25 protein-coding genes are annotated in these 25,789 nt (G+C 64.3%); 10 read left to right on the plus strand and 15 right to left on the minus strand.

Going from position 1 to position 25,789, the window contains the following annotated elements; all coding sequences use genetic code 11:
• Nucleotides 1-71 precede the first annotated feature (71 nt).
• Nucleotides 72-2,237 carry a tetratricopeptide repeat protein gene (locus HWY05_RS04130; protein WP_176057475.1) on the minus strand — a complete coding sequence of 722 codons (2,166 nt, stop codon included), beginning with the start codon at nucleotides 2,235-2,237 and terminating at the stop codon, nucleotides 72-74.
• Between the two features lie 241 nt (nucleotides 2,238-2,478).
• Here HWY05_RS04130 and HWY05_RS04135 point away from each other — a divergent pair, with 241 nt between their 5' ends.
• The 10 genes from HWY05_RS04135 to HWY05_RS04180 all read left to right on the plus strand — a co-directional run bounded on the left by HWY05_RS04135 (nucleotide 2,479) and on the right by HWY05_RS04180 (nucleotide 12,768).
• Nucleotides 2,479-2,880, plus strand: coding sequence for a DUF2946 domain-containing protein (locus HWY05_RS04135; protein WP_176057476.1), 402 nt, complete (start codon nucleotides 2,479-2,481; stop codon nucleotides 2,878-2,880).
• An 82-nt stretch (nucleotides 2,881-2,962) separates the two neighbouring features.
• Nucleotides 2,963-5,359 (plus strand): TonB-dependent receptor, encoded by a 2,397-nt coding sequence (locus HWY05_RS04140; protein WP_176057477.1) that lies wholly within the window; start codon nucleotides 2,963-2,965, stop codon nucleotides 5,357-5,359.
• 70 nt (nucleotides 5,360-5,429) lie between these two features.
• Nucleotides 5,430-6,950 carry a PepSY domain-containing protein gene (locus HWY05_RS04145; RefSeq protein ID WP_176057478.1) on the plus strand — a complete coding sequence of 507 codons (1,521 nt, stop codon included), beginning with the start codon at nucleotides 5,430-5,432 and terminating at the stop codon, nucleotides 6,948-6,950.
• Between the two features lie 52 nt (nucleotides 6,951-7,002).
• Nucleotides 7,003-7,452, plus strand: a complete 450-nt coding sequence (locus tag HWY05_RS04150) for a copper chaperone PCu(A)C (protein WP_035558649.1) — start codon at nucleotides 7,003-7,005, stop codon at nucleotides 7,450-7,452.
• A gap of 111 nt (nucleotides 7,453-7,563) precedes the next feature.
• The gene (locus HWY05_RS04155) at nucleotides 7,564-7,824 is read left to right on the plus strand and encodes a DUF2282 domain-containing protein (RefSeq protein WP_035558651.1); all 261 of its coding nucleotides are present in this window, start codon (nucleotides 7,564-7,566) and stop codon (nucleotides 7,822-7,824) included.
• 18 nt (nucleotides 7,825-7,842) lie between these two features.
• A complete protein-coding gene (locus tag HWY05_RS04160; RefSeq protein ID WP_244146485.1) occupies nucleotides 7,843-8,754 on the plus strand; it encodes a DUF692 domain-containing protein in 912 nt (303 codons plus the stop codon).
• Entirely contained in the window at nucleotides 8,738-9,535 is a 798-nt protein-coding gene (locus tag HWY05_RS04165) for a DNA-binding domain-containing protein (RefSeq protein ID WP_176057479.1), read from the plus strand. Before HWY05_RS04160 ends, HWY05_RS04165 begins: the two co-directional genes overlap by 17 nt.
• A gap of 104 nt (nucleotides 9,536-9,639) precedes the next feature.
• Nucleotides 9,640-10,695 carry a HoxN/HupN/NixA family nickel/cobalt transporter gene (locus tag HWY05_RS04170; protein WP_176057480.1) on the plus strand — a complete coding sequence of 352 codons (1,056 nt, stop codon included), beginning with the start codon at nucleotides 9,640-9,642 and terminating at the stop codon, nucleotides 10,693-10,695.
• 127 nt (nucleotides 10,696-10,822) lie between these two features.
• A complete protein-coding gene (locus HWY05_RS04175; protein WP_176057481.1) occupies nucleotides 10,823-11,617 on the plus strand; it encodes a DeoR/GlpR family DNA-binding transcription regulator in 795 nt (264 codons plus the stop codon).
• The gene (locus tag HWY05_RS04180) at nucleotides 11,614-12,768 is read left to right on the plus strand and encodes an MFS transporter (protein ID WP_176057482.1); all 1,155 of its coding nucleotides are present in this window, start codon (nucleotides 11,614-11,616) and stop codon (nucleotides 12,766-12,768) included. The genes HWY05_RS04175 and HWY05_RS04180 overlap by 4 nt, the downstream gene beginning before the upstream one ends.
• A gap of 33 nt (nucleotides 12,769-12,801) precedes the next feature.
• On the opposite strand, the gene HWY05_RS04185 is transcribed toward HWY05_RS04180, so the two are convergent.
• The 14 genes from HWY05_RS04185 to HWY05_RS04250 all read right to left on the minus strand — a co-directional run bounded on the left by HWY05_RS04185 (nucleotide 12,802) and on the right by HWY05_RS04250 (nucleotide 25,748).
• On the minus strand, nucleotides 12,802-13,365 hold the full coding sequence (locus HWY05_RS04185) for an isoprenylcysteine carboxylmethyltransferase family protein (protein WP_231585156.1): 564 nt from the start codon (nucleotides 13,363-13,365) through the stop codon (nucleotides 12,802-12,804).
• A 190-nt stretch (nucleotides 13,366-13,555) separates the two neighbouring features.
• The gene (locus HWY05_RS04190) at nucleotides 13,556-14,896 is read right to left on the minus strand and encodes a VWA domain-containing protein (protein ID WP_176057483.1); all 1,341 of its coding nucleotides are present in this window, start codon (nucleotides 14,894-14,896) and stop codon (nucleotides 13,556-13,558) included.
• A gap of 54 nt (nucleotides 14,897-14,950) precedes the next feature.
• The gene (locus tag HWY05_RS04195) at nucleotides 14,951-15,601 is read right to left on the minus strand and encodes a TadE family protein (RefSeq protein ID WP_035558672.1); all 651 of its coding nucleotides are present in this window, start codon (nucleotides 15,599-15,601) and stop codon (nucleotides 14,951-14,953) included.
• 1 nt (nucleotide 15,602) lies between these two features.
• Nucleotides 15,603-16,151, minus strand: coding sequence for a TadE/TadG family type IV pilus assembly protein (locus HWY05_RS04200; RefSeq protein ID WP_176057484.1), 549 nt, complete (start codon nucleotides 16,149-16,151; stop codon nucleotides 15,603-15,605).
• Nucleotides 16,148-17,011: a sterol desaturase family protein gene (locus HWY05_RS04205; RefSeq protein WP_176057485.1), complete on the minus strand. Its 864-nt coding sequence runs from the start codon at nucleotides 17,009-17,011 to the stop codon at nucleotides 16,148-16,150. The genes HWY05_RS04200 and HWY05_RS04205 overlap by 4 nt, the downstream gene beginning before the upstream one ends.
• Nucleotides 17,012-17,056: 45 nt before the next feature.
• The gene (locus tag HWY05_RS04210; RefSeq protein WP_176057486.1) at nucleotides 17,057-18,031 is read right to left on the minus strand and encodes a type II secretion system F family protein; all 975 of its coding nucleotides are present in this window, start codon (nucleotides 18,029-18,031) and stop codon (nucleotides 17,057-17,059) included.
• A gap of 44 nt (nucleotides 18,032-18,075) precedes the next feature.
• The gene (locus HWY05_RS04215) at nucleotides 18,076-19,053 is read right to left on the minus strand and encodes a type II secretion system F family protein (protein ID WP_035558685.1); all 978 of its coding nucleotides are present in this window, start codon (nucleotides 19,051-19,053) and stop codon (nucleotides 18,076-18,078) included.
• 36 nt (nucleotides 19,054-19,089) lie between these two features.
• A complete protein-coding gene (locus tag HWY05_RS04220) occupies nucleotides 19,090-20,469 on the minus strand; it encodes a CpaF family protein (RefSeq protein WP_176057487.1) in 1,380 nt (459 codons plus the stop codon).
• A 63-nt stretch (nucleotides 20,470-20,532) separates the two neighbouring features.
• Nucleotides 20,533-21,738: an AAA family ATPase gene (locus tag HWY05_RS04225; RefSeq protein ID WP_035558689.1), complete on the minus strand. Its 1,206-nt coding sequence runs from the start codon at nucleotides 21,736-21,738 to the stop codon at nucleotides 20,533-20,535.
• A gap of 43 nt (nucleotides 21,739-21,781) precedes the next feature.
• On the minus strand, nucleotides 21,782-22,075 hold the full coding sequence (locus HWY05_RS04230) for a hypothetical protein (RefSeq protein ID WP_176057488.1): 294 nt from the start codon (nucleotides 22,073-22,075) through the stop codon (nucleotides 21,782-21,784).
• Nucleotides 22,076-22,098: 23 nt separating this feature from the next.
• Nucleotides 22,099-23,934, minus strand: coding sequence for a type II and III secretion system protein family protein (locus tag HWY05_RS04235; protein WP_176057489.1), 1,836 nt, complete (start codon nucleotides 23,932-23,934; stop codon nucleotides 22,099-22,101).
• An 85-nt stretch (nucleotides 23,935-24,019) separates the two neighbouring features.
• Nucleotides 24,020-24,853 carry a Flp pilus assembly protein CpaB gene (gene cpaB / locus HWY05_RS04240; protein WP_176057490.1) on the minus strand — a complete coding sequence of 278 codons (834 nt, stop codon included), beginning with the start codon at nucleotides 24,851-24,853 and terminating at the stop codon, nucleotides 24,020-24,022.
• 36 nt (nucleotides 24,854-24,889) lie between these two features.
• Entirely contained in the window at nucleotides 24,890-25,426 is a 537-nt protein-coding gene (locus tag HWY05_RS04245; protein ID WP_176057491.1) for a prepilin peptidase, read from the minus strand.
• A gap of 136 nt (nucleotides 25,427-25,562) precedes the next feature.
• Nucleotides 25,563-25,748 carry a Flp family type IVb pilin gene (locus HWY05_RS04250; RefSeq protein WP_035558704.1) on the minus strand — a complete coding sequence of 62 codons (186 nt, stop codon included), beginning with the start codon at nucleotides 25,746-25,748 and terminating at the stop codon, nucleotides 25,563-25,565.
• Between the last annotated feature and the right edge of the window lie 41 nt (nucleotides 25,749-25,789).

Below are 25,789 nucleotides of genomic sequence, written 5' to 3' on the forward strand. Positions count from 1 at the left end.
GCGATTGCTTCGTTGTGAACGCGTTGTGAACACATCGTGAACGCTACAGGTTCGCTTTCCGATTCACGCTGTCAGTGCTGTTCTTCAACGGCCACGTCAGCGCTGAATCGCGCAATACACGCCTGACGCACCCGGTCGATCGGCATCGACCAATCTTCGTTCGGTGCGCGGCGGAAGAGCCGCACGGTGTGCGGATACCACGGCGAGTCGCTGCGCTCGTGCATCCAGCGCCAGTCGATGTCTTTTTCCGGCAGCATCACCCAGCACGGTTTTCCAAGCGACGCGGCCAGATGCGCGGTGGACGTGTCCACGCAAATCACCAGATCGAGTTGTTCGATGATCGCCGCGGTGTCCGCGAAATCGTTGAGCTGTGAGCCAAGATGAAGCAACGGTTGCGAAGCGGGCGGGTTGCGCGCTTCGTCTTCGCCCTGCCCTTTTTGCAGACTCACGAAGCTCAGGCCGGGCACGGTCCAGAGCGGCGCCAGCAACGAAAGCGAAGGGACCGAACGATGCGCGTCGTTATGGTGCGCCACGTTGCCCTTCCAGACGAGACCGATCTTGCGGCCGGCAGGCAGCGCGTCCAACGCCGGTTGCCACCGCTCTACCAACGCCAGTTCGGCGCTCAAACGCGTAGGACGCGGAATCGTATCGATCAGCGTACGCAGATGCAGCGGCGCGCTCATCAGGCTCGTCCAGCAGTCGTAACCGGACGTGCGCGTCAACGCCGTGTCATGGTCGACCACCGCATCGATGCCGTCGACAGAGGCCATCAACCGATGCAGCGCCGGCATGCACGCGAACTCGATCCGCCTCGCCCCTTGCGCCTTCAGCAACGCGAAATAGCGGCTGAACTGAATCATGTCGCCGAGGCCGTCTTCCTGCCAGACCAGCAACGTTTTATCCGCCAGCGTCTCGCCGCCCCACTGCGGACAACCCAGCATGTCACGGGTCTTGTAATGGACGAAACCCGGCTGAAAATAGCGGAATTCGTAAAGCTGCCAACCCTCTTCGAAACGCCCCATGCTGAGCAGCAACACGGCAAGGCCGAACTTTGCGTCGCCGTAAGTTGGGATCAACACGAGCGCGCGGCGATAAGCGCTTTCGGCTTCCGTCAGCCGGCCGAGTTGCGCCGCTACCGCGGCGAGGTTGTAATGCGCCTCGGCCAGATCGGGACACAACGCCAACGCCTGCGTAAAGGCCTCGATCGCCTCCGGCAGGCGGTCGAGCAAACGCAGCACGCAGCCCAGATTGTTGTGTGCCTGCACGATGTCCGGCCGCCAGCGCAGCGCCTCGCGATACGCGCGCTCGGCGTCGCCGAAACGCTCGAGTTTGGCCAGCACGATACCGAGGTTGTAGTGCGCCTCGGCGTAATCCGGACGGCAGGCGATCGCGCCGCGATAGGCCGCTTCGGCTTCGGGCAAGCGCGTGAAATCGGTCAGCACCGCGCCGAGATTCAGATGCGCTTCCGCGTAATCCGGGCGCATGGCGAGCGCGAGCCGGCAGGCCAGTTCGGACTCTTCCAGCCGGTTCGTCGCCTTCAGCACGCCGGCGAGATTATTCAGCGCCTCCGGATACTGCGGCCGGATCGTCAGCGCTTGCCGATAGGCAGCGTCCGCTTCAAGCGGACGGCCAAGTTCCATCAATACATTGCCGAGGTTGTTGTGCGATTCAGCGTGCTCGGGCAGACCCAGTAGCGCCGCGCGATACGCCGCTTCGGCTTCGGGCAGACGGCGCAATTCGTGCAGCACCATCGCGCGGTTGTAGTGCGCCTCCGCGTAATCCGGACGGATTTCAATCGCCTGACGGTATGACGCCTCCGACTCTTCCTTGTAACCGAGTCCGTACAGCACGATGCCAAGATTGTGGTGAGCGTCGGCCCGGTCCGGCCGCAGAACGATCAGTTGCCGGTACATCGCCTTGGCCGCCGACAGCCGGCCAAGCGATTTGTGCAGCATGCCCAGGCTGTCGTACACCTCGACGTAGCCGGGTTTGATCTGCAGACACTGGCGCCAGTAGTCTTCCGCTTCGTCCAGCTTGCGCAGCGCGAACGAGCACGCGCCAGCGATATTCAGCGCGTCGGCGCGTGCGTCGTCGGGTATCGTTGCGCCGTCAGGGAGCGGCGCAAGTATCGGCGTAACTCGCTGCAAGGCGTCGGCGAACTGTCCGGTCGAACATAGCGCGACGGCCTGCTGGTTGAGGTCGGTGATCGAGGAGTCGGTCGTCTGCGTCGTGGTCATGAGTCGTGGTGCATGGAGGCCGGCGCTGCGCCGGCCAGGTCGATCGTTTATTCCGTGCCGCGACAAAGCGCCGCGCCGGACGGAATGCGCAACATGTACCACGCAGCTTAAGCGAATCGGCGCGCGGGTAACGGCGGGAAATGAACGGTGTTCGGCCCTCTAATCCCTCGCTATAACCAGGATCACGCGAGAAAAGTTCGCGCCTCAGTGCTAGAATCGCCCCGCTTTTACTTTCAATCTCATGACTCTACGCGCCCACAACCGCATGACCGCCTGGCTTGGCCTCATCGCCATGTGCCTGGTCGTGTTCGCGCCGCTCGTGAGTCAACTGCTGGCGTCGAACCGCGCGGGCGAGCCCATCGCCGCGCTCTGTTCGGCGCTTCAGCCGCGTGGACTGGGCGAGCTCAGCCAGTCCGTCATCGCCACGCCGGCACCGGTTCAACTGAGCCATAACGACGCGTTCGGCGCCTGCGGCTATTGCCATCTGCTCGAACATCACGTCGCCATGCCGACGGTCGCCGCCGTCGAGCCGCAAGCGTCGCTCACGCTCGCCGGCACCGCTGCGCCCACGCTCTCCACCCGCTTCACGCCGCTCGGCGCGTTTCCGTCCGGACGCCCTCGCGCCCCTCCTGCCGTTTCCTGATCGCTGCCGGTCCTGATCGCGCATTCGTCGCGCCCGTGTAGGGCGCGCGCGGTCGTCTGTTCAATGCATCAAGGAAACGTTCATGTTCAACTTCGCCCCGCGAAGCCTGTCCGCTCGCGCCCGCCGCGGCGCACGCGGCTTGATCTCCGCTCGCCTGCCGCTGCCGTCTTTGCCTATCTGCCTGCCGGCTTTCATTCCGGCATTCGTGCCGGCGCTGATGCCGGCTTTCGTTTCGACAACGGCCCGCGCCGATACCGTGATCGCCGAAGCCACACTGCCGGCCGTCAACGTCACCGCCAGCGCGAATACGGCGGCCGCGCCGCGCGCCGTCGATCCGAATCTGCCCGCCTCGGTCGAGACCGTCACGCGTGATCAGTTCGACAACTGGAATGTGGTCAACACCGAAGACGTGCTGAAGTACATGCCGAATCTCGCGGTGCGCAAGCGCTTTATCGGCGACCTGAATTCGATCATCGCGGTGCGCGGCACCAGCAATTCGCAGAGCGCACGGGGTCTCGTCTACGCGGACGGCCTGCTGCTCAGCAATCTTCTCGGCAACAACTATTCGTTTCCGCCGCGCTGGTCGATGGTGTCGCCCGACGAGATCCAGCAGGTCGACGTGATTTACGGGCCGTTTTCCGCGCTCTATCCGGGCAATTCGCTCGGCGCAACGGTGCTCATCAGCACGCGTATGCCGAAGCAGTTCGAAGCCAGCGCCGACGTCAAGGCGTTCACGCAGCATTTCAGCCTGTTCGGCGTGAATCAGAACTTCAACGGCAGCGAAGCCAGCGCGTCGATCGGCGACCGGGTCGGCAAGTTCTCGTACCGGCTGGATGTGAACCATCTGGACAACACCAGCCAGCCGCTGCAATTCGCCACGCTCGCCAAATCCGGCACGCCCGCGAAAGCCGGCGACGTTCCGGTCACCGGCGCGTATCTGTACAACAACCAGACCAACGCGCCGACGGCGGTGCTCGGCGTGAACGGCGAAGGCATCGAGCACACGATTCAGGACCAGTTCAAGCTGAAGATGCAGTACGACTTCACGCCGACATTGCAGGCCGGTTTCACGCTCGGTTACTGGCATCAGACCTATAACAGCCAGACCTCCACCTTCCTGCGCGACGCGAACGGCAACCCCGTTTATAGCGGCAAGGTGGCGATTGGCGGCTACGAGTACAACATTCCCGCCGCCGCACTGGCGCCGAGCCTCGGCTATAGCGAGAACTGGCTGTACGGCGTGTCGCTGAGAACGCGCTATGCCACCGGCTGGAATGCCGAAGCGGTCGCGTCTTACTACGACGTCAGCAACAGCGTGGCGCGCACCGCCGCTTCCGGCGCGCCGGGCAACGGTCCCGGCACGGTGATTTTCGGCGACGGCACCGGCTGGAAAACGCTCGATCTGCGCAGCACCTACACGCCCGCCTCGAAGCAGGCGGGTCTCGCGAATCACGCGCTGAGCTTCGGCTATCACTACGACAACTACTTCCTCGATAACGAGAGCTACAACACGCTGAACTGGCGCGACGGCGGAGCGACCACCTTCGCCAACGCATTCCGCGGCAAGACGCAGACCCAGGCGCTGTACGCACAGGACGCATGGCGTTTTCTGCCGCGCTGGAAGCTCGTTTATGGCGTGCGCTATGAAGACTGGCAAGCGTACGGCGGATCGCAGGCGCTGCCCGGCCAGGCGTTGCCGTTCAGCGACGCGAGCCAGCAGCACTTTTCGCCGAAAGCCTCGCTGTCGTTTGACGTTACCGACGACCTGATCCTGCGCGCATCGATCGGCCGCGCGTATCGCTTTCCGACGGTGAGCGAACTGTTCCAGGGGCAAATCAACGGCTCGGCGATCGTCAATAACAATCCGAACCTGAAGCCCGAAGACGATCTCTCGAAAGAACTGACGGCCGAATGGGCGCACTGGAATGGCGTGTTCCGCTTCTCGCTGTTTCAGGACGACGTGAAGAACACGATCTTCAGCCAGACCGATACGACCGTGATTCCGAACGTGACGAACTTCCAGAACATCGGCAAGGTGCGCTCGCGTGGCGTGGAAACGAGTTACTCGGGACAGGACGTGTTGATGCGCGGCCTCGATCTGATTGCCAGCGTTGCGTACACGCAGTCGAAGATTATCGCCAATGCGCAGAATCCGGCCACGGTCGGCAAGTACTTCTATCGCATTCCGCTGTGGCGCGCGAATCTCGCCGCGACCTATCGCTTCGACGAACGCGCGGCGCTTACGCTCGCCGCGCGCTATTCGGGCCGCCAGTACAACACGCTCACGAATACCGACACCAATCCGGACGTGTTCGGCGGCACGAGTTCGTACACCGTGGTCGATACGAAGTTCACCTTCCGGCCGACGAAGCTGAGCGAGATCGGTATCGGCGTCGACAACCTGTTCGACGCGCGCTACTTCGTCTACCACCCGTATCCGGGCCGCACGTTTTATGTGGAAGCGAAGCTGCGCATGTAAGCGCGCGCTATGAACGCGTTCGTCGCGCGGCGAAAGTCGCTCGGCCTAAAACCTATCTCAGGAGGATTTCATGTCCACCACCACCGCCCAACGCATCGTCTCGGCAACCGGCACGGCCAACCCCGGCTACCGCACGCTTTGGCGCTGGCACTTCTATGCGGGCCTCTTCGTGATGCCGTTTCTGGTCGTCCTGGCGATCACCGGCACGCTGTATTGCTTTCAGCCGCAAATCGAGCCGCTGCTGTATCCGCATCGGCTGGTCGTCGAACCGCAAGCAGTGCCGAGGCTGACCGAAGACAGGCTGTTAGGCAAAGCTCGCGCAGCCATGCCGAAAGACGCCGTCGCCGTCACCGCCGCGATTGCGAGTGCGCCGGATCGCAGCACGGAATTCGTGTTCCGTCTTGCCAACGGGGAAAAACAGAGCGTCTACCTGAACCCGTACAACGGTGAGGTGTTGGGCACGCTGAGCGTCGGGAATCGCTTCATGCAGGTGGACCGCATGCTGCATCGCAAGCTGTTGCTCGGCAAGCCCGGCGAGTTGCTGATGGAACTCGCCGCGTGCTGGACGCTCGTGATGATCGGCACCGGCGTCGCACTCTGGTGGCCGCGTGAGAAAACCACTGCACGGGCTGTGCTGGTGCCGCGCTTCGCGCTCAAAGGGCGCCCGTTGTGGAAGAACCTGCACGCCGTGATGGGTATCTGGCTCGCGCTGGGCGCCCTCGCTTTCGTGCTGAGCGGCCTGCCGTGGACAGGATCATGGGGCAAGCAGTTCAAGGCGCTCGCGACCGCCGCGAATCTCGGCGCGCCGCCGGGTTCGTGGGGCGGCTTGCCAATGCGTTCCGTGCTGCCGGCCGGCACGCCTATCGATGCGGCCGCAACGTCTGCTACGGCCAATAAAACCCGCCCGGCACACGATGAACACGCCGGCCACGGCGCGAATGCCGCCGACATGGATTCGATGCCCGGCATGGTAATGGACGATTTGCCCTTGCCGCTCACGCCGTGGGCCGTCGGCAATTCGCCGGTGCCTACGTCTGCCGAACCACCTGCAGCGCAAACGCAAGCCCAACCGAAGCCGCTGCCGCTCGGCCACATCGTCGCGCAACTCGCCTCGCTCGGCGTGACCGACGGCTACAGCATCGTGCTCCCCACTTCGCCGACCGGTGTCTACACGGTCTCGTACTTCCCCGGCGATCCGAAAGACGAACGCACGCTGTACATCGATCAATACAGCGGTGCGGTGCTGAAAGACATTCGCTATGGCGACTACGGCGCCGTGTCGAAAGCGGTGTCGTACGGCACGTCGTTGCATATGGGCCGCTACTTCGGCCTCGCCAATCAGCTTCTCTGCGCGGCGATTTCGCTCGGCCTCGCGGCGATGGCGGTGAGCGGTTGCGTGATGTGGTGGAAGCGCCGTCCGCAACGTTCGCTCGGCGCGCCGTCGCGTGAACGCGCCGCCCCGCCGATGCGCGGCTGGAAAACCGGCCTCGTGCTGCTCGGCGTGATCTTCCCGCTGATGGGCGCCACGCTGCTGGCCGTGTGGCTCGCCGACCGCACGATTTTCGGCCGCAGCGCGCGGCAACCGGCCTAACACCCTTTCCTTCCGTCGACTCTGTCGATTCCGTCGAACCATGGAGCACATCATGAATACATCGCGTCAACTTCTCCTCGCCGCCTTGCTGTGCGGTGCCTCGTTGCAAGCATTCGCGGCCGCCCCCGCGCCCGCGAGCGTGTCCGATTGCTGGATCCGCGCGTTGCCGGGCGATCTGCCCAAGGGCGGCTATTTCAAGGCTCATAACGCCGGCGACCAGCCGGTGAATCTCGTCGGCATCAGCTCGAACGCGTTCGGCATGGCGATGCTGCATCAGACGCAAAGCCAGGGCAGCACGTCGTCGATGGCGATGATCGAACAGGTCGCGGTGCCCGCGCACGGCACGCTCGAGTTTGCGCCGGGCAATTATCATGCGATGCTGGAAGAGCCCAAGCAGGCGCTCAAGGTCGGCTCGTCGATTCCGCTGACCTTCTCGTTCAGCAACGGCCAGAAAGTCACCGCTTCCTGCGCCGTGAAGAGTGCGGGTACGATGGGTCAGTGACACGCTGGACAGGCCGCGCCGCGCGCTTAAAATCTCTCTATGGATAAGCCCGGCGCCGCAACATAACCTGTGTCACGCGGCCAGCCCAAACACTCACTCAGGAGAAGCACGATGAACTCGAAACTTGGTCGACCGGCCTTGATCGCAGCCGCGCTCGCCGGCCTCGCGGCAGCGCCCATCACCGCGGCACACGCCGAAGAAAAAGTGCAGTGCTACGGCATCGCCAAAGCCGGCCAGAACGACTGCGCGAGCAAGACCGGCGTACATAGCTGCGCCGGCGAAGCGAAGATCGACAACGATCAGGGCGACTTCAAAACCGTCCCGAAGGGCACCTGCAAAAAGATGGGCGGCAAGATCGACGGACAGACCTAGTCACCCGATCGGCCGGCCGTGTCGTCTACTCCGCTGCCTCCAACGAACGCCAACGCATCGGCGCACGCGCCGCCGCGCGGCGTCGGCATCGGCTTGCGTCACGCGCACTACCGCGATTTCCTCGATGCAACGCCACCGGTCGATTGGGTCGAGGTCCACAGCGAAAACTATTTCGGCGACGGCGGTTTCGATCTGCATGTGCTACACACGGTGCGTCGCGATCTACCCGTCAGTCTGCATGGCGTCGGCCTCGGTCTCGGCTCGGCGACACCGCTCGACACGCGGCACGTCGCGAAGTTGAAACGCCTCGTCGATCGGATCGAGCCCGCGCTCGTTTCCGAGCATCTGTGCTGGGGCGCGACGGCGGCCGCTCATCTGAACGATCTGCTGCCCATGCCGCTAACCGACGCGGCGCTCACACTGCTGTGCGCGCGCGTCGGCGAGTTGCAGGATGCGTTGGGTCGGCCGGTTCTGCTGGAAAACGTCTCCACGTACGTACGATTCCGCGACGATCAGTACGGCGAGACAGCCTTTCTCGCTGAACTCGCGGCGCGGTCGGGTTGCGGCGTACTGCTCGATGTGAACAACCTGTACGTGAATCAATGCAATCACGGCGAGGACGCCATGGTGGCGATGAACGCGCTGCCGCGCGGCGTGGTCGGCGAAATTCATCTTGCGGGTCACAGCGTGACGGACGTGGCCGTGATCGACGATCACGGTTCTCGCGTCGCGGACCCGGTGTGGGCGCTGTATGAGTACGCGGTACGACGGTTCGGCGCGATACCGGCGTTGATCGAATGGGACACCGATCTGCCTGCGCTGGCTATTCTGCTGGAAGAAGCCAACCGCGCCCGTGAGGTTCAAAGCGCGGTTCACGCTGCACGGCTGGCGCTTAGCGGAGACCCAAAGAACCATGCGCGCCTCGCTTGAGTCACTGCAGCACCTGTTTGCCGAGTCGCTGGAGACGGAACAGCGGCCTGTGCTTGCGCAACTGCGCACCGATGCCGCGCTTCAAAAGCGCATCGATCTCTATCGAAACAACGTTCGCGCTCATCGGCGCGACGCGCTCGCGAGCGCCTATCCCGTGTTGCGGGCGCTGGTCGGCGAGCGCTACTTCGGCGCACTGTCGAACGCTTACGCACACGAACATCCGTCGCAAAGCGGCGATCTGAATCGCTTCGGCGCTGCGCTGCCGGATTTCATCGGCCGTTACGAAACTGACGCACCGTACCGCTATTTCGCCGACCTCACGCGACTCGAATGGTCGCTGCACGTGGCGTACTACGCGGCTGACACGGCGACGCTCACGCAGCAGGAATGGGCCGCAATCCGTCCTGACGATCTGCTCGATGCACAACTCGCGATCCACCCCGCTTGTGCGTTGGTTGCTTCGCGTTACGCCATCGCCGATATCTGGACCGCCCATCAACCGGACGGCTCGTTGCTGACGCAGATCGATTCGCCGACTTACGCTTTAGTTGTGCGTCCGCATTGGCGCCCTGAAGTACTCGTTCAATCCGCAGCCGCACACGCAGCGTTCGGCGCGCTGCAACGCGAAGCGACACTCAATGAAGCACTCGACGCAGCCTTTGAGATCGACGACGAATTCAATTTCACGTCGCAATGGCGCGAATGGATCGCCGCGTCCGCGATCACCGGCCTCGTGCACGGCACGCCGCAGGCCGAATCCACACCAACACCCGGACCGTAAAGCGCTTGCCAGCCTTACCACGCGTAATACTTTTGATCAGTTCGACAACGCCAACGGCGCCGTGTATAAGCCTGTAGAGCATGGCATCTCAAGGTGAACACCCGATGATTTCGCAAATAAAACAGATCTTCAGCGACTCGAACAGTCACGTCCGCACCCGCCTGTTCGGTATCTACGGCGTGCTGATCGCCACCAACGTGCTCGCGTGGCTCTGGGCGCTCATCGCGTTCCGTCATCACCCCGTGTTGCTCGGCACCGCATTGCTCGCGTACGGCTTCGGCCTGCGTCACGCGGTCGACGCGGACCACATCGCCGCGATCGACAACGTCACACGCAAACTGATGCAGGAAAAGAAGCGTCCGGTCACGGTCGGCTTCTTCTTCTCGCTCGGTCATTCGACGGTCGTGGTGCTGGCCTCGCTCGCCGTGGCGGCGACCACCTCCGCGATGCAAGGCCGCTTCGACCACTACAAGGAGATCGGCGGCGTGGTCGGCACGCTCGTCTCCTCGCTGTTCCTGTTCGCCATCGCGCTGATGAATCTGATCATCCTGAAGTCGATCTATCGGGCGTGGCGCAACGTGAAGCAAGGCGGCCGCTACGTCGACGACGACTTCGACCTGCTGCTCGCCAACCGCGGCTTCTTCTCGCGCCTGTTCAAGCCGCTGTTCCGCATGATCAGCCGTAGCTGGCATATGTACCCGCTCGGCTTTCTGTTCGGCCTGGGCTTCGACACCGCCACCGAAATCGCGCTGCTCGGCATTGCCGCCGCGCAGGCGTCGCAGGGATTGTCGCCGTGGGCGATCATGGTGTTCCCGGTGCTGTTCAGCGCCGGCATGTCGCTGATCGATACGCTCGACGGCCACCTGATGCTCGGCGCCTATGGCTGGGCGTATCTGAAACCGATCCGCAAGATCTACTACAACATGACCATCACGCTGGTGTCGGTGGTCGTGGCGATCGTGATCGGCAGTATCGAGGCACTCGGTTTGATCTCGGACCAGTTGAAACTGCAAGGTCCGCTGTGGGATGCGATCGGCATGCTGAACGATCACTTCGGCACGCTCGGCTACGTGATCATCGGCATTTTCGTGTTGAGCTGGCTGGTGTCCGTGCTGATCTACCGCGCGAAGAAATTCGACGACATGGAGATCAGCCGGTAACGGATAACGCGCCGTTCACCTCACAACAAACCAAACGCCCCGTCATGGGGCGTTTGTGTTTTACGACCGTTTACGCTACATTTTGCTCGGTTATGCTCGATTCATCCGACAACCTGAGACCGACACCATGCAGCGAACCCGCCAGGAAGCCATCGATGGACTGCTGCCCGAACAGCGCGAACAGCTCATCCTCACGCGGCTGCGCGCCGAAGGGCGCGTGCTGGCGTCGGCGCTCGCGGCCGAACTCCAGACCTCGGAGCACACCGTGCGCCGTCATTTGCGCGATCTGGCCGATCAGGGCCTGTGCAAGCGCGTCTACGGCGGCGCCCTGCTCGCCTCGCCCGCCGACAAGCCCGCCGCCGTACGCATGGGCGAAGCCGTGGACCGCAAGGCCCGTCTCGCCGCGGCGGCCGTCTCGATCGTGCGGCCGAAGCAGATCGTTCTGCTGGACGCCGGCTCGACCAACGTCGCGATTGCGGCGGCGCTGCCCGATCATGCCGACCTCACCGTCATTACCAACTCGCCCGAGGCTTGCGCACGCCTCCTGAACCGGCCGGGCATCACCGCGATCCTGATCGGCGGCCGTATCGCGACGGGCGCGGCCGGCTCGGTCGGCGCGACCGCGCTGTTGCAGGTCCAGCAGATCCGCGCCGACCTGTGCTTTCTCGGCGCGTGCGCGCTCGATCCCGACGAAGGCGTCGCCGCATTCGACGCCGAAGACGCCGAACTCAAACGCGCCATGGTCAAAGCGAGCGGTCAGATCGCGATCGCGCTGACGTCGGAAAAGCTGATGACCGCCGCGCCGTTTTCCGTTGCGCCCGCAACCGCTGTGGATCATCTGTTCGTCGAGGACGACGTGCCGGCCGCGCGCCTCGCGAAGCTCCAGGCGGTCTGCGACAACGTCGAGGTGGCCCGCTCATGAGCGCCTCCCAGCCCCTCATCAAAGAACGCGCGGCCACCCTCGGGGTGTTTCTCGCCAACGGTTTCGGGATCGGCGCGTGGGCCGTCGAAGTCCCGCGCATCAAGGAAAGCCTGGCGCTCAGCGACACCGCGCTCGGCATCTCGCTGTTCGCGTTCGCGCTGGGCGCGATCATCGCCATGCCGCTCGCGGGGCAACTGGCGCCGCGCTTCGGCAGCGGCCGCGCGACCGCGCTGCTCGGCGCGGCCTTCGTCGTGGCGCTGCCGCTGCCCGCCTTCGCGCCCAACATGGCCGTGCTTTGCATCGTGCTGCTGGCGCTCGGCGCGGCAAACGGCGCGCTCGACGTGTCGATGAACGGGCACGCCAGCACCATCGAAAGCCAATGGCACGCGCCGATCATGTCGTCGTTTCACGCGGCCTGGAGCGCGGGCGGCCTGCTCGGCGCGGCGACCGGCGCCATGCTGCAAAAGAACGGCGTGGGCGTGAGCGGCGGACTGCTGATCCCGGGCGTCGTGATCGCCGTGTTATTCACCTGCGCTGCGCTCGTTGCGTTGCGCGACGTCGGGCCTAGAGCAGCCGCGCCGGCCAGTGGCTTCATGTGGCCGAACGCCGCCGTGATGAAGCTGGCGTTGCTCGCCTTCCTCTGCATGCTGGTGGAAGGCGCGGTGGCCGACTGGAGCGCGGTGTATTTGCGCTCGGCGTTGAACCAGCAAGCCAGCGTCGCCGCAATCGGCTATTCCGCGTTCGCGTTTTCGATGGCGGCCTGCCGGATTGTCGGCGACGTCTCGGTGCGCCGCTTCGGTTCGAGCAAGGTGGTCGCGTTGGGCGGCTTGATCGCCGTGGCCGGACTCGCGCTGGTGCTGAGCTGGCCGACCGTGCTCACCGCGTGCGTCGGTTTCGCGATGGTCGGCATCGGCCTCGCGAACATCGTGCCGGTGATTTTCAGCGCGGCGGGCCGCTCGACGGTCACGCCGGCGATCGGCGTGTCGATGGCGGCCACGGCGGGCTATGCGGGCTTCCTGGTCGGGCCGCCGCTGATCGGCCTGGGCGCGGGCCTGCTCGGCCTGCGCGTCGCGCTGTGCGTGCTGGTGATGGCCGCGTTGACCGTCTGCCTGCTGGGCGGCAAGGCCGTGCGCAGTACACGGCTTGCTTAAGGCGCCGTCTGGAAGTCGCCTCGAATTTGCCGCCTAGAAAACGCCCGGGATCACGCGGAAACGCACCCGGGTTTTATAGCTGCGATAACCGTCGTCGGCGGACAGCAGTTGTTCTTCCCGAACAATGCGCACCACCTGCAACGCGAACTGGCAACTATAGACCAGCAGGTTCTGCAGGCCGAAGTTCACCAGCAGAAAACCCATGTCGGTGATGAAGTAGCCGAGATACATCGGATGGCGCACGAAGCGATACGCGCCGCGCGAGACGACGCCGCGATTGGCCGGCAAGATGCCGAACGAGCGGCGCAGCGACGCTTTGGCAAACAGTTGCCAGAAGATTCCGAGCAATTGCAGCACCGCGCCGACGTCTTCCGGCACGAGATGCGAACCGGGGCTCAGACGCACAGCCAGAAAGTAGTAGGTGCCGCCCATCGAGCAGATAAACGCGAGCGGCCGCCAGTCGCGCTTCGCCGGAATCCGCGAGAACAGCGACAGGCCGATCGTCACGAAAGCCGACACGACCAGCAGCAGCAACGTGATCCGCTGCGGCGCCGCGAGCCATTGCCGGATCGCCCCAAAGGCAAACAGGCTCAGCATCGACGCGGCGCCGACCCGTGCGGCGATTTCGACCAGGGCGCGCCGCGGGCTGGGCGAGCTTTGATCTTCAGCAGAGGCGGAAGCGGCCGGGGCATTCGCCGCAGGCGCCTTCTCTTCCACTCTTAACTCATGCCTGGAACGAGCCTCGGAAGGCAGATCTCGCAACGGTGTCGGCGATGTCATAGCGCGCTCACTTGGAAATACGAAGGATTTGCGAAGCCAGTTGCGTAAAGCACGGCTTCAGATCGTTCGGGGTCGCGGCGTAACAATACACGCCGACCGGCTGGGCCGGGTTATAGCAGCGGGCCAGCGAATCCGGCGTGTTGGCCATGCACTTGAGCACGTCCGAGCCCAGTTCGTTGTCCGGGCCTTCCGGCTGAACCAGTTCCGGCCCATAACCCAGCGTGAACACATACGTGCCCTCGATACGCGCCTGCGCCGCCATCGCTTCGAGCAGATTACGCGACGCCCGGTTGACGTTCACATACGTGATATTGCCATTCGGCACCGCGCGCGGCGTGGTGACGGGCCAGATCGGGAAGAGCTGTTCGTTGACGTTGTGCGCGTTGTACCACTTCGGCATGGCGGTCACGAGCCGGGTGACGTTGCTCTGATAACACGGCGAGCTCAGGCTCTGGCTCAGTGCGTTCATGTTGTAGAGCCCGGTCATCGTGCCTGCCGTGTCGGGACTCGCGAGCGTGGCCGGGGTGTTGTTGCAACTGCTCTGATTGGTCGTGAAATACGACGCGAAACTGTTCGGCGCGCCGTCCGAGAAAAACACGATCACCCGCAAGCTGGAAGGTTGCGTGATCACCGTATTCAACTGGTTGCGCGCGTTCCAGACCGCTTCGGCTGAATTGGTGCTGCCGCCGAAGGTGTAGGCGTTGATGTCGGTCGTCATCAACGTGCGGTTGAAGCCGCGCGTGTTGCCGTTGAACGGCACGTCCACCACCGTGCCATAGGCGAAGTGCATCAGCGCCACGCGGTCGTTCGTGACGTCGAAATTATTCAGGAACGCAATCGCGTTCGCGCGCACCGCGGCCGGCACGCCGGACACGTTCAGCGAACCGGTCGTATCGATCACGAACGCCATGTCCAGCGTCTTGCGGATTGCCTGCGACGAGGAACTCACGTTCAGGATTCTGAAGCCGAGGGTCTGCATGAAGGTGACCGGCACGCTCGCCTGCGCGGTCATGCCGATCGTCACGGTGCCCGCGTTGAACACGATCGACGGCGTACCCGCCGTCACCGTCGAGCCGAGAAAGCCCACCGGATAGTTCGCCGCGAAAAAGGCCGAGGCCGCCTGCTGCGCGTTGGCGGTCTGCTGGGTCTGGTTGTTGCCGCGCGTCACCGCCTCGCCGGCGGCGATCACGGCGCCGTCGGTGGCCGCGTCGAGACGCGCCTTGATCATGTAGCCGAGCCCGGAATCCACCGCAAGCCCGACGATGCCGATCAGCGCGATCAGCGACACCGCCACGATGATGCTGATCGATCCTCTCTGCCGTGCTGTGTATCCCGCTATTTTCTTCATGACACCCCCGACCCGCGTTTTTTATTCGACTGTGTTTTATGTGTTTTGTCTGAATCAGAACACCGTCATCGCATACAGATTCGGTGACAGCGCGGGTGTCCTGATCCCGCCTCCCAGGTTGAGCGAACCGAGCAGCGGCGTTTGCTGATAGAACGCCTCGACCACGTAAGCGATCTGACCGGTAGAAAGCTGGCCTTGCAGCAGATTCACCACCGGTGAGCTGGAACCGGTCGCCGGAATGTTGCTGCAACTGCCGGTGCCGTCCGTCGCCCAACTGGTGCCCGCGCTGCCGCAACTCCAGGTATGGCTCGCCGGATAGTAGTTGCCGCCGTTCCACCGATACTGCGCGACCACGATCCCGGTGCAGTTGTTGCCGCTGCTGTCGCAGTTGTTATTGCCCATGATCTCGGTGATGTAGATCATGCCGTGCGCGGTCATGTTGAGCGGCGGCGTGGTCGCGGTGAGAGACGTCATGATGGACTGCATCGGATACGTGAGCGACGCACGCGACGACAGATTCGCGCCTTCGCGGCTCACGTTGATCAGAATCATCTGCGCCTGGATGTTGCGCGCAATGTCGTAGACCGGCAGCGCGAGCGCCACGAGGATCGGCAACAGCAACGCCATTTCCACGCTGACGATGCCGCGCGTCGCGTGGCGGCCCCGGCGTTGCGTTCGTGCACGGGTACGTGTGGTGCTGGGCATATCAGAAGCCCTCGTTGCGCATCGTCGCCGCGACGCTGAAGCTGAACTTGCCGTTAGCGAAAAACGGCTTGACCAGCGGCGTCAACATCGGCCAGATGCAGTTGATCTGCAGCACCACGATGTCGCCGGGATTGCCGAACATGCCGGTGCTGTAACTCGCCTGAGTGCCGTAGGTTTGGCTCGTGCCGCCGTTGATGGTGATCACGTAGCTCGGCGACACGTAGTTGTACAAGCCCATCGAGCTGGTCTTGATCTCCTGCAGGACCGCCTCGTAGCGCTGCTGGCTGGTCGTGTTCGGATCGAGGTTGCTTTGCCCCGTCACGGCGTAGCGCGCGCCTTCCCGCACCGCGTATTGCATGGTCAGGTTGACCCACAGCGCCACGCCCAGATCCATGGCGATGCACAGCAGCAGGAACAGCACCGGCGCGACCAGCGCGAATTCGAGCGTGGCGATGCCGCCCTGCTTGCGTCGATTTCCCGTGCGGACGGTAACGGGTGTGCCGGCGGCCCTGCCGGCTTCATGAGCGGCCTTGCGGCGAACGGCTTTCATTTCGGCTCCTGATCGATCGCCATCGGCTTGCCGGCGATTCGCGCGCCGCGCCCGGCCGGCAGCCGCAGCGGCCAGCTCAACGCACCCAGCAGCGAGCGCGGTTGCGCGCCGTCGTCGAGACCGGTGGCCGGCCACTCATGCTTCGCCGGCACCCAGCGCGTGCCGAACAGGTGATCCCACAACGGCAGCAACTGCGTGAAGTTATGGTCGAAATGCTCGACGCGGTTCGAGTGATGCAGGCGGTGATATTGCGGGTTGTTGATCCACGTGCCGTAGCGGCCGAGATCGACGCGCAGATTCAGATGCGCGAAATAATTGCCGACCATGAATACCAGCGCCGTTGCGCCGACAATCGCCGGGGACACCTTGAACATCACGCCGACCAGCGGATAGAGCAGGCAACCTTTGATCAGCATTTCGAACCAGTGATGCCGCAGCGTCACCGTTACATTGAACTCCACCGCGCTGTGGTGCAGCGAATGCAGCTTCCACAGCAGCGGCCACGCATGCTGCAGGCGATGAAACGCATATTCGAGGAAGTCGATGGTCAGCAACACGATCACGAACGACGCCAGCGCGCCCCACCCGTGCGACACCAGCACGACCATGCCGCCGCCGAGCGCGTTGACGATCGCGACGCTGGCGGCCGCCGTGAGCGGCTTCACCGCCTCGGCCAGCACCAGGTACAGTCCCGCGTACACCATGTTGAAACGCTGCCCCGAGCGCGATTGCAGCAGGTCGGCCGGCCAGCGCCGCTCCAGCACCGCGCCCACGGCCATGATCGCCAGCACGAGCAGGTAACCGCGCAGCCACAGGCCGGCGTGGTGCAGCAGATCAGCAAACGCGCTCGACGCAAACATGGAATTCCCCGGTAAGTACTGGTGCATCAACGGCGCACCCGGCGCTCAGCCGCCCGCCATGCTGTTCATGATCGGGAACAGCTGGCGGACCAGCCGGATCGCCGACGGACCGACCAGCACGGCCATCAGCGTCGGAAAAATAAAAAACATCAGAGGAAACAGCAGCTTTAGTGCGATCTTGGCAGCCTGCTCTTCGGCGCGCAAGCGCCGTTTGGTGCGCAGGTTGTCGGTATAAACACGGAGCGAATCGCCCACGCTGGTGCCGAAGCGCTCCGCCTGGATCAGCATCGCGGCGAGCGTGTCGATATCCTCGACGCCCGTGCGCAACGACAGGTTGCGCAGCGCCTTGTCGCGGCCCGAACCGGCCCGCAATTCGAGCAGCACCATCTCGAACTCGTCCTTCAGCGCGAGGCTTTTCACGCCGATTTCCTGGGTGACCCGCATCATCGCCGCGTCGAGGCCGAGGCCCGCTTCCACACAGACGGTCATCAGGTCGAGCGCATCGGGCAAGTCTTCGAACAGCGTGCGCTGACGGCGCTCGATCATCCGGGTCAGTACCAGGTTCGGCAGATAGAAGCCGAGCGCCGACGCCACCAGCACCGTCAGCAGCAACAGCATGCGCTGGTCGGCGTCGAAGACATTGCCGAGAGAGATCAGCGCGATCGCCGGCAGCGCCAGCGCCAGCACCGTCTTGGCCGCGAAGTAGATCGCCGGCGCGGAGGGGTTGCGGATGCCCGCATTCGCGAAGCGCAGACGCAATGCCGACTTGTCCCAATCGTCTTTCGGCAGCGACAGCCGGGCGACCCGTTCCGAGACTTTCGTGACGGTTTCGACCCAGTTCTTTTGTGCACCGGAACCGGCCTCGCCGTCGAGCGCGATGCCGCCCGTCGGGCCCGTCTGCCCGAGTCCCTCGATGCGCCGTTGCACTGGATCGGGCCGCAGCAGCGCCATTGCCTTCAGCGCCGCGCCGAACACGATCAGGAACATCACCCCGAGCAAAACGATCTGTTCTGTTTTCATGGTCTGCGGGCCCAGCCCGCGCTCCTCGTGATGAAATCCGTGGTCTAGATGTGAATCCGCACGATCTTGCGCATCCACAGAATGCCGAACAGCATCATGGTCAGCGACACGCCGGCGATTTGCATGCCGGCCGGGTCTTTCCAGAACACGGTGACGTAGTCCGGATTGAGCACCGTCAGAAGCCCGACGATGACGAACGGCAGCGCGCCGAGTATCCAGGCCGACAGGCGCCCTTCCGCCGACAGCACCCTGACTTTGCCAAGCAGCTTCATCCGTTCGCGAATGATCCCGCTGATGCAGCCGAGAATCTCCGCCAGGTTGCCGCCCGCTTCGCGCTGGATCAACACAGCGATCACGAAGTAGCGCAGATCGTCGACCGGCACGCGGCCTACCATATTCAGCAGCGCGTCGTTCAGCGACACGCCGTAGTTGATCTCGTCGAACACCAGCGCGAACTCGCCGCCGAGCGGGTCCGGCAGTTCGTCGCCGACCATCCCGAGCGCGGCCGGAAACGAATGCCCGGCACGCAGCGCGCGCGAAATCAGATCGGCGGCATCGGGCAACTGGCGTTCGAGTTGCAGCACCCGTTTGGCGCGCTTGCTGCGCAGAATCAGCGCGGGCAGCAGGCTCAACGTCAGCGCCGCCGCAACGATCACGAGCGAGGGCAAGCCGGTCAGCCATGCGATGAAAGCGCCGGCGAGCGCGCACAGCAGCGTATAGGCGACAAAGCGCGCCACCGACCACTTCAGGCCCGACTGCTGCAATTGCCGGTCGAGCGCATGAACGCGTGGAATACGCAGCAACAACCGCGTGACGAACGGCGACTCGCTCAGCAAACGCTGCTTGAGAATCGACAGCGATTCGTTGCTGACGTTGCCCGCCGCCGAGAGCGCGCGCAGGCGCTCGTCCATGCGTTTGACGGCCGGCCCGTGATGGCTGCTCCAGAACAGATAGACGCCCTCGATCAGCAGCACGACCGCGAGAAACGCAAGTACCGCGAAGGCGATAAACGATGTGTTCATGTCACGCTCCCCCAACCGGTTTGAACGTTGCGCCGCTCATACTTCCAGACGCCGCGCCGGATCGAATAGCTGATCGGGCAGCGAAATGCCGAAGCTCGCCAGCCGCTCGTAGAAAATCGGCCGCACGCCGGTCGCGCCGAAATAGCCTTTGATCATGCCGTTTTCGTCGACGCCGGTCCGCTTGAACGTGAAGATTTCCTGCATGTTGATGACGTCGCCTTCCATGCCGGTGATTTCCTGGATGCTCATCAGCTTGCGGCGGCCGTCGGTCAACCGTGAGGCTTGCACCACCACCGTGATCGCCGAGGCGATCTGCTGACGGATCGCCTTGATCGGCATCGTCAGGCCGGCCATGCCGACCATGTTCTCCAGACGCGTCAGCGCGTCGCGCGGCGTGTTCGCGTGCAACGTCGCCATCGAACCTTCGTGGCCGGTGTTCATGGCGTGCAGCATGTCGAGCGCTTCGGCGCCGCGCACTTCGCCGAGCACGATACGATCGGGCCGCATCCGCAGCGCGTTGCGCACCAGCGAGCGCTGCGAGATTTCGCCCTTGCCTTCAATGTTCGGCGGACGCGTTTCGAGGCGCAGCACGTGTTGCTGGCGCATCTGCAATTCGGCCGCATCTTCGATCGTGACGACCCGTTCATCTTCCGGAATGAAGCCGGACAGCAGATTGAGCAAGGTGGTCTTGCCGCTGCCCGTGCCGCCGGAAATCAGCACGTTCAGCTTGGCCTTGATCAGCGCTTCGAGCAGTTGCGCCATGGCGGGCGTGAAGCTCTGGTTATTCACCATGTCGGCAACCGTGAGCGGGTTCACCGCGAAGCGGCGAATCGACACCAGCGGGCCATCGATCGCGGACGGCGGAATGATCGCGTTGACGCGCGAACCGTCGGGCAAACGCGCGTCGACCATCGGCGTGGATTCGTCGATCCGGCGACCGACCCGCGACACTATCCGCTCGATGATCTTCATCAGATGCGCGTCGTCGTAGAACGTCACGTCGGTGTGTTCGAGGCGGCCGCGCCGTTCCACGTACACGTGCTGCGACGTGTTGACCAGAATGTCGGAGATGGTCGGATCGTTGAGTAAGGGTTCGAGCGGACCGAGGCCGACCATTTCGTCGTGCACGTCCTGCGCGAGACGGCGGCGCTCGAGTTCGTTCATCGGAATCTTGTCTTCGTCGACGATCCGTTCCACCAGTTGCGCGAGTTCGCGCTTGATCTGTTCCGGCGACAGGCGTTGCAGCTTGTCGAGTTCCACCCGGTCGATGATCGCCTGGTGGATGTTCATCTTGAGTTCCTGATACGCGCGCCGCGCCGCCAGGCTTTCAGCCGCGACACCCGCCGCCGCCGCGCCGCCGGCCGCATCGAACGGCATGTTGCCGTTCTGCATCATCAACTGTTCGCGCAATGACATAGTGCTCTCCGCCTGGTTTTATCGGGTCGCCGGCTTGAACCGGCTTGAACCTGTTCGTGCCGCTCAGTGTCCGGTCTTCAGGCGCGGCGCCGCACTCGGCCGGCCCTGCAACAGACGGCCGAACACGCTCTTGCGCGGCCCCGCCGGCAACGGCGGCCACAACAGGTCGGCCAGTTGCACGATGCCTTGTGCCAGCGCCCCGCCCTTCGCGGCGGTGACGAGCGGCACGCCGTGATTGAGCGCTTCGGTAGCCTGCTTTTCGTCGCGCGGCAGGTGATGCGCGATCTTCGCGCCGAAGGTTTCTTCGAGCGTCGTGAGGTTGATGCGCGCGTTCTTCTCGTACTGGTTGACGATCAGTTTCACCTTGCTCGCCGCATAGCCCAGCTCGCGGAAAATATCCAGCATGCGGCGCCCCGCGTGCAGATACAGCACGTTTTGCCGCACGACCATGCAGATCGAGTCGCTGTGATCGAGCGAGTGGATCGCGAGCGGATTGATGTTCTGGCCGACGTCGATCAGGACCGCGTCGTATTGCTCGCGCACCAACGTCAGAATCCGCTCCAGATGCGCCGCGCGCAATTCGCCCGATTTCACCGGATCGCCCGCGCCGGCCAGCACGTCGAGATTCGGATGCACATGCATCACGCAGGCTTCGAAGAACGCGGCGTCGAGCCGGTCGATCTGCGAGCACAGGTCCGCGAGCGTGGCGGGCGGCGTCTTGTCGGCCACCAGCAGGCTGGCGTCGGCGAACTGCTGGTTCAGATCGATCAGCAGCACGCGTTTGTCGCGCTGCGCGGCCAGCGCATAGGCGAGGTTCACGGCGATCAGCGTGGTGCCGCTGCCGCCCTTGCAGGACGTGAACGACACGACCCGCCCTTCGCGGCGCATGCCGGCGTGTTTTTTGGCCGACACATGCGCGAGCGCGTCGGCGAATTCGGCTTCGTCGAGCGGCCAGGACAGCACATGGCGCACGCCGACGCGCATCGCCGCCATCAGCAGCGTGGTGGACGGCGACGGCGTCACCAGCATGCAGTGCAGATGCGGCGTGTGGGACAGCGCCTCTTCGACGCCGCTCAGGTCGCGCGGCGTCAGATCGGCGTCGTCGACGATCAGCAGATCGGCGCTGCGGATCGCCGCGGCGTGTACCCGCAACTGTTTCGCGGTGCCGTGCAGCGTGCGCAGACGGAACGCCATGCCGCTCGCTTCGAGACGCGCCGCGATGCGGGGCGCGCGCTCGGCGCTGGACGAAATCAGAAGGGTATCGATCATGGTGTGTCTCCAGGCTTGAATCCGGACCGTCGCACGCAAGTGCTCAGTAGTTGCTCGACGAGCCGATGCCGATCGTGAAACTGTTGGTCGGCGCGGCCGGCGCCGTGAACGATTTGACATAGCTCTTCTGCGCCGACACGGCCGCCGTGCCGTCGATGCCCGCCACCGGATTCGTGTTGGCCGGGCCGTCCGGATTGAGCGTCTGCATTTCGCGGATCTGCCGGACCGAGTCGCCAAAGGTGGCGTCCCACTGCGGCGTCGAGGTCATGCAGCCGGCCAGCGCGGCACAGAATCCCGCGCACAGCGCGACCCGGATCAAGGTGTGGATGGATGTCATGTCAGTCTCCAGTGGGTCGCGCATCAATGGACGGCGGGTGCGTCGTGGCTGTCGGGCGTGGGCGGAATCACCGCCACGTCGGCCGCCGAAGACTGCGCCGGCGCGGGTACGGGTTTCGGCATCGGAATCTGCGCCGGCGCCATCGCCGGTGTTGTTCCCGGAGCCGGGGCCGGCATGGGCGCCGGTGCCGAGCCGTCCGCGCCGGGTGCCGCGCGCTTCGTGCCTTCCATGTGGCCGGTCAGGTACACGTTCGTTTCACCGGCATCGCCGAAATGGTCCGTGGGCAGCGGATAGTGCTGCGGCAGCGGTTTCGCGAGGCGCGGCGTGACGACGAACACCAGTTCGGTCTTGTCCTGTTCGTAGCTGGTGCTGCGGAACAGCGCACCGAGCACCGGCAGTTCGCCGACGCCGGGCAAGCCCTTCAGCGTACCGGTCACGTTGCTCTTCATCAGGCCGCCGATCGCGAAGCTCTGACCGTCGTACACCTGCAGCGTGGTCGACGCGCGCCGCGTGGTGATCAGCGGCAGGATCGTCGTCGAATTCGAGTTGCCGGCGCTCACCACCACGCCCGTGGACGACAGCTCCGACACCTCCGGCGACACCTTCAGGTTGATGCGGCCGCCTTCGAGCACGGTCGGCGTGAAGGTCAGGCCCACGCCGTATTGCTCTTCCTGCAACACGATGGTCGTGCCGCCCGAACCGTTGCTTTGCGGCACCGGGATATACACCTTGCCGCCGGCCAGGAAACTCGCTTCCTGACCGCTGATCGCCATCAGGTTCGGCTCGGCGAGAATCTTCACGAGCTGATCGGTTTTCTGCGCGTCGATGGTCAACCCAAGCGGCGAGTTATTCGCTTTCGACGCGGTCAGCGCGCCGAGCCCGCCCGACAGGAAGTTCGCCAGCAGCCCGAAGCTCCAACTGCCAATGCCGCCGTTCAGATTCGCTTGCACGCCGAGTTGATCGATCAGCGTCTTCGAGACTTCCGCGACCTTCACTTCGAGCATGACCTGCTGCGGCGCGGCCACTTGCATCATGTTGATGATGCGTTCGCCACTCCCGCCGCCGAGCGACGGTGCCGGCGCCGGCGCGCCCATCGCGCGCGGCGCAGCGCCCACCGGCAGCGGACCGCTGCCCATCGGCGCGCCGCTTTGCAGCGCGGCAGTGGGACGGGCCACGAAGGCGCGCGCCAGTTCCATTACACGTTCGGCCTTGACCGCGTCGGTGACGGTGCCGGTCAGCACCAGCGTGTCGGCGGCGGCCTTCACCTGAATGCCGGTTTCCTCGGGCATCAGCGCGGCGAGCGTGTGTTGCAGGCCGCCCGGATCGGCGCCGACGCTCACGTCGATGATCGTGCAGGAGCCGCTGCGGCCTTGCACGATCATGTTGGTGGTGCCGACGTCCGAACCGAGCAGATAAAGCGTTTGCGGCGAGACGAGCATGGCCTGCACGATCGACGGATTACCGACGGTGCGCGAACGCACCGGTTCGCGCACGTCGACCATCGCCGACTTGCCGACCGGAATCGTCACTTCGGTATGGTCGGCGATCGGGCCGCTGCAATTCGGTCCGCGGCTGGTTTGCTGCATGCCGCGTGAGGCTGCGCCGCCACTCATGCCGCTGGCGGCAATGGTCAGATGCACGGTGCCGTTGGGGGCCACCGTGATCGGCGTGCCCGGCAGACCCGGCACGTCCTGAGCGCTGGCCTGGGCCACCGGCAGCATCGCCAGAGACAGCCCGAGCAGCACGCAGGTGCAGGCGTCGGCGATCCGGGTACGGCTGCGTGGTGCAAGCAAATTCGCTTCGCGCGGGCCGAGCGGGTGCTGCGGCGCGCAAGCGCGCTGTGTCGTTCTGGCGTTCATGTCCTACCCCCGTTATGTGCCGCTTTTTACGCGCTGCCGGTCGAACTCAGTCGCGAATCGGTCACGGCTTGCAGGCTCGAGCCTGTCAAAAACATTCTTGTCTTGCGTCGGCGCCGTCGAGTACCCGCACGCAGTTGCCCGGTGCGCGCAACGCCACCTTGCGCACGATCCGCACCGGCTTCGGTTCGGACGCGGCGACCGCCACGACCGGCGTCTTCAGCAGCGAGGACTTGGTCGCGCCGGCGGTGTCGATCGCCTGCGGATCGATCTGGTTGCGCAACACCAGGGAAAGCGTGCCGATGCTGCGCGCCAGATCGATTTTCTCGGCCTGTTCCGGCGACACTTCGAGCGTCACCGCGTCGACCACTTTCGGTTTGGTTTCGTCGCGGCCCACTTGCTGGGCGACCGCGAGGACGAGAATCTTTTCGAGCACGATCTTCGAGATGTTCTGGTCGTGCTGACCGCCGGCGGCGCTGCCGTCTTTCTGCGTATTGACGATGATGTCGACGTAATTGCCCGGCAGCGCGAAGCCCGCCACGCCGATCACGTCGTTCACCCGCACCGTGATGGCGCGCTGGCCCTCGCCGATCACCGCCGAGAGGCCGCCGAGCGTGCCGACCGGTGTGAGCTTCGCGTCGACCACCGGCTCGCCGTGCAGCAGGCTGTCTTTCAGCACGCGGCCGTCGAGTTTCTGAATGTCGGTGTACGCGCCGGGCGGCACGCTATTGGAAGGCCAGTCGGTGAGCTTCAGGAAGTCCGGTCCGATGCGCTGGCCGAGATTGATATCCGTTGCGGCCACCACGACTTTGGTGGTGGCGGTCGACGACTGCGAGACCATCCAGCGCGAGGCGAACACCACTGCGGTGAGCCCGGCCAGCGTCGCGATCAGCAACATCGTTACAGCGCGCGCGTTTTTCATTTTCAACCCCCGAATTGTTGTCCCACCCGGCACGCGTCACACGCTGGCGAACAACACGAGCGCGCTGCCTATTGCTATGGCCACTCCGTACGGCATGGTCCCCATCGCACTACTACCGGCGACGCTGCCGGTGCGTCGCGCCGCGCCGTTTCCCGGCGTCGTGCAACTGCCCAGCAACGCGGCTGCCCCGCTCAGCCCGGCGCGCATCTGGCGCCGCCGGATCATGATCACCAACGACCCGATGCCACCCACCGCACAGGTCACCAAACCAATTTCGAGTGCGCCGTAAGCGCCGCAGAAGGCGCCGATCGCGGCCATCAGCTTCACGTCGCCGGCGCCCATCAGCCGCATCGCGTAGCCGGGCAGGAAGATCGCACCGCCCGCCAGCATGCCGCCGAACCACATCACCATCGCGTCGACTCCGCCGTGCGTGAACCACTGCACCGGGATCGCCACGAGCAAACCTGTCGCCACCAGCCAGTTAGGAATCCGGCGTGTCTGGATGTCCCACACTGCTGCCAGCATCACCAACGTCATCACGCACGGACCCACCGGAAAAGGAACGCCGTTCATCGCCTGCTCCGTGTCGAGGATCGAGTTGCACCTGCTCTGAAATTCGGCCGGATCGGCGCGGGGCCGTCGCCACCCTGTCTCGAAGGACCGTCGAGACAGGGGCAGCGATCGGTCACGCCGCCTTCCGCGACCCGGCTCAGGCAGCCGGGTTAGCCACACCGTTCAACGCCGTCGACACGAACGTGAACACATTGTTCAGGCGGCCGCCGAGCGCTGTTACCGTGGCAATGATCGCCACTGCGATCAACCCGGCCAGCAGGCCGTATTCGATCGCTGCCACACCGTCTTCTTCGCGCAGAAATTGCTGGATCGTCTTGTTCATGCTAACCCCCGTAAGAGTGAAAGTTGACTGCGGTTTGTGCC

The sequence above is a fragment of the Paraburkholderia sp. BCC1876 genome (assembly GCF_902833695.1).
Taxonomy (GTDB): domain Bacteria; phylum Pseudomonadota; class Gammaproteobacteria; order Burkholderiales; family Burkholderiaceae; genus Paraburkholderia.

Coding starts and splice junctions, on each gene's coding strand:
- HWY05_RS04175 (WP_176057481.1), top strand. CDS start 10,823: ATGCAGCGAACCCGCCAGGAAGCCATCGATGGACTGCTGCCCGAACAG.
- HWY05_RS04140 (WP_176057477.1), top strand. CDS start 2,963: ATGTTCAACTTCGCCCCGCGAAGCCTGTCCGCTCGCGCCCGCCGCGGC.
- HWY05_RS04230 (WP_176057488.1), bottom strand. CDS start 22,075: ATGACATCCATCCACACCTTGATCCGGGTCGCGCTGTGCGCGGGATTC.
- HWY05_RS04180 (WP_176057482.1), top strand. CDS start 11,614: ATGAGCGCCTCCCAGCCCCTCATCAAAGAACGCGCGGCCACCCTCGGG.
- HWY05_RS04130 (WP_176057475.1), bottom strand. CDS start 2,237: ATGACCACGACGCAGACGACCGACTCCTCGATCACCGACCTCAACCAG.
- HWY05_RS04150 (WP_035558649.1), top strand. CDS start 7,003: ATGAATACATCGCGTCAACTTCTCCTCGCCGCCTTGCTGTGCGGTGCC.
- HWY05_RS04135 (WP_176057476.1), top strand. CDS start 2,479: ATGACTCTACGCGCCCACAACCGCATGACCGCCTGGCTTGGCCTCATC.
- HWY05_RS04210 (WP_176057486.1), bottom strand. CDS start 18,031: ATGAAAACAGAACAGATCGTTTTGCTCGGGGTGATGTTCCTGATCGTG.
- HWY05_RS04245 (WP_176057491.1), bottom strand. CDS start 25,426: ATGAACGGCGTTCCTTTTCCGGTGGGTCCGTGCGTGATGACGTTGGTG.
- HWY05_RS04220 (WP_176057487.1), bottom strand. CDS start 20,469: ATGTCATTGCGCGAACAGTTGATGATGCAGAACGGCAACATGCCGTTC.
- HWY05_RS04235 (WP_176057489.1), bottom strand. CDS start 23,934: ATGAACGCCAGAACGACACAGCGCGCTTGCGCGCCGCAGCACCCGCTC.
- HWY05_RS04200 (WP_176057484.1), bottom strand. CDS start 16,151: ATGAAAGCCGTTCGCCGCAAGGCCGCTCATGAAGCCGGCAGGGCCGCC.
- HWY05_RS04165 (WP_176057479.1), top strand. CDS start 8,738: ATGCGCGCCTCGCTTGAGTCACTGCAGCACCTGTTTGCCGAGTCGCTG.
- HWY05_RS04190 (WP_176057483.1), bottom strand. CDS start 14,896: ATGAAGAAAATAGCGGGATACACAGCACGGCAGAGAGGATCGATCAGC.
- HWY05_RS04215 (WP_035558685.1), bottom strand. CDS start 19,053: ATGAACACATCGTTTATCGCCTTCGCGGTACTTGCGTTTCTCGCGGTC.
- HWY05_RS04195 (WP_035558672.1), bottom strand. CDS start 15,601: ATGCCCAGCACCACACGTACCCGTGCACGAACGCAACGCCGGGGCCGC.
- HWY05_RS04155 (WP_035558651.1), top strand. CDS start 7,564: ATGAACTCGAAACTTGGTCGACCGGCCTTGATCGCAGCCGCGCTCGCC.
- cpaB (WP_176057490.1), bottom strand. CDS start 24,853: ATGAAAAACGCGCGCGCTGTAACGATGTTGCTGATCGCGACGCTGGCC.
- HWY05_RS04170 (WP_176057480.1), top strand. CDS start 9,640: ATGATTTCGCAAATAAAACAGATCTTCAGCGACTCGAACAGTCACGTC.
- HWY05_RS04185 (WP_231585156.1), bottom strand. CDS start 13,365: ATGCTGAGCCTGTTTGCCTTTGGGGCGATCCGGCAATGGCTCGCGGCG.
- HWY05_RS04250 (WP_035558704.1), bottom strand. CDS start 25,748: ATGAACAAGACGATCCAGCAATTTCTGCGCGAAGAAGACGGTGTGGCA.
- HWY05_RS04145 (WP_176057478.1), top strand. CDS start 5,430: ATGTCCACCACCACCGCCCAACGCATCGTCTCGGCAACCGGCACGGCC.
- HWY05_RS04205 (WP_176057485.1), bottom strand. CDS start 17,011: ATGTTTGCGTCGAGCGCGTTTGCTGATCTGCTGCACCACGCCGGCCTG.
- HWY05_RS04225 (WP_035558689.1), bottom strand. CDS start 21,738: ATGATCGATACCCTTCTGATTTCGTCCAGCGCCGAGCGCGCGCCCCGC.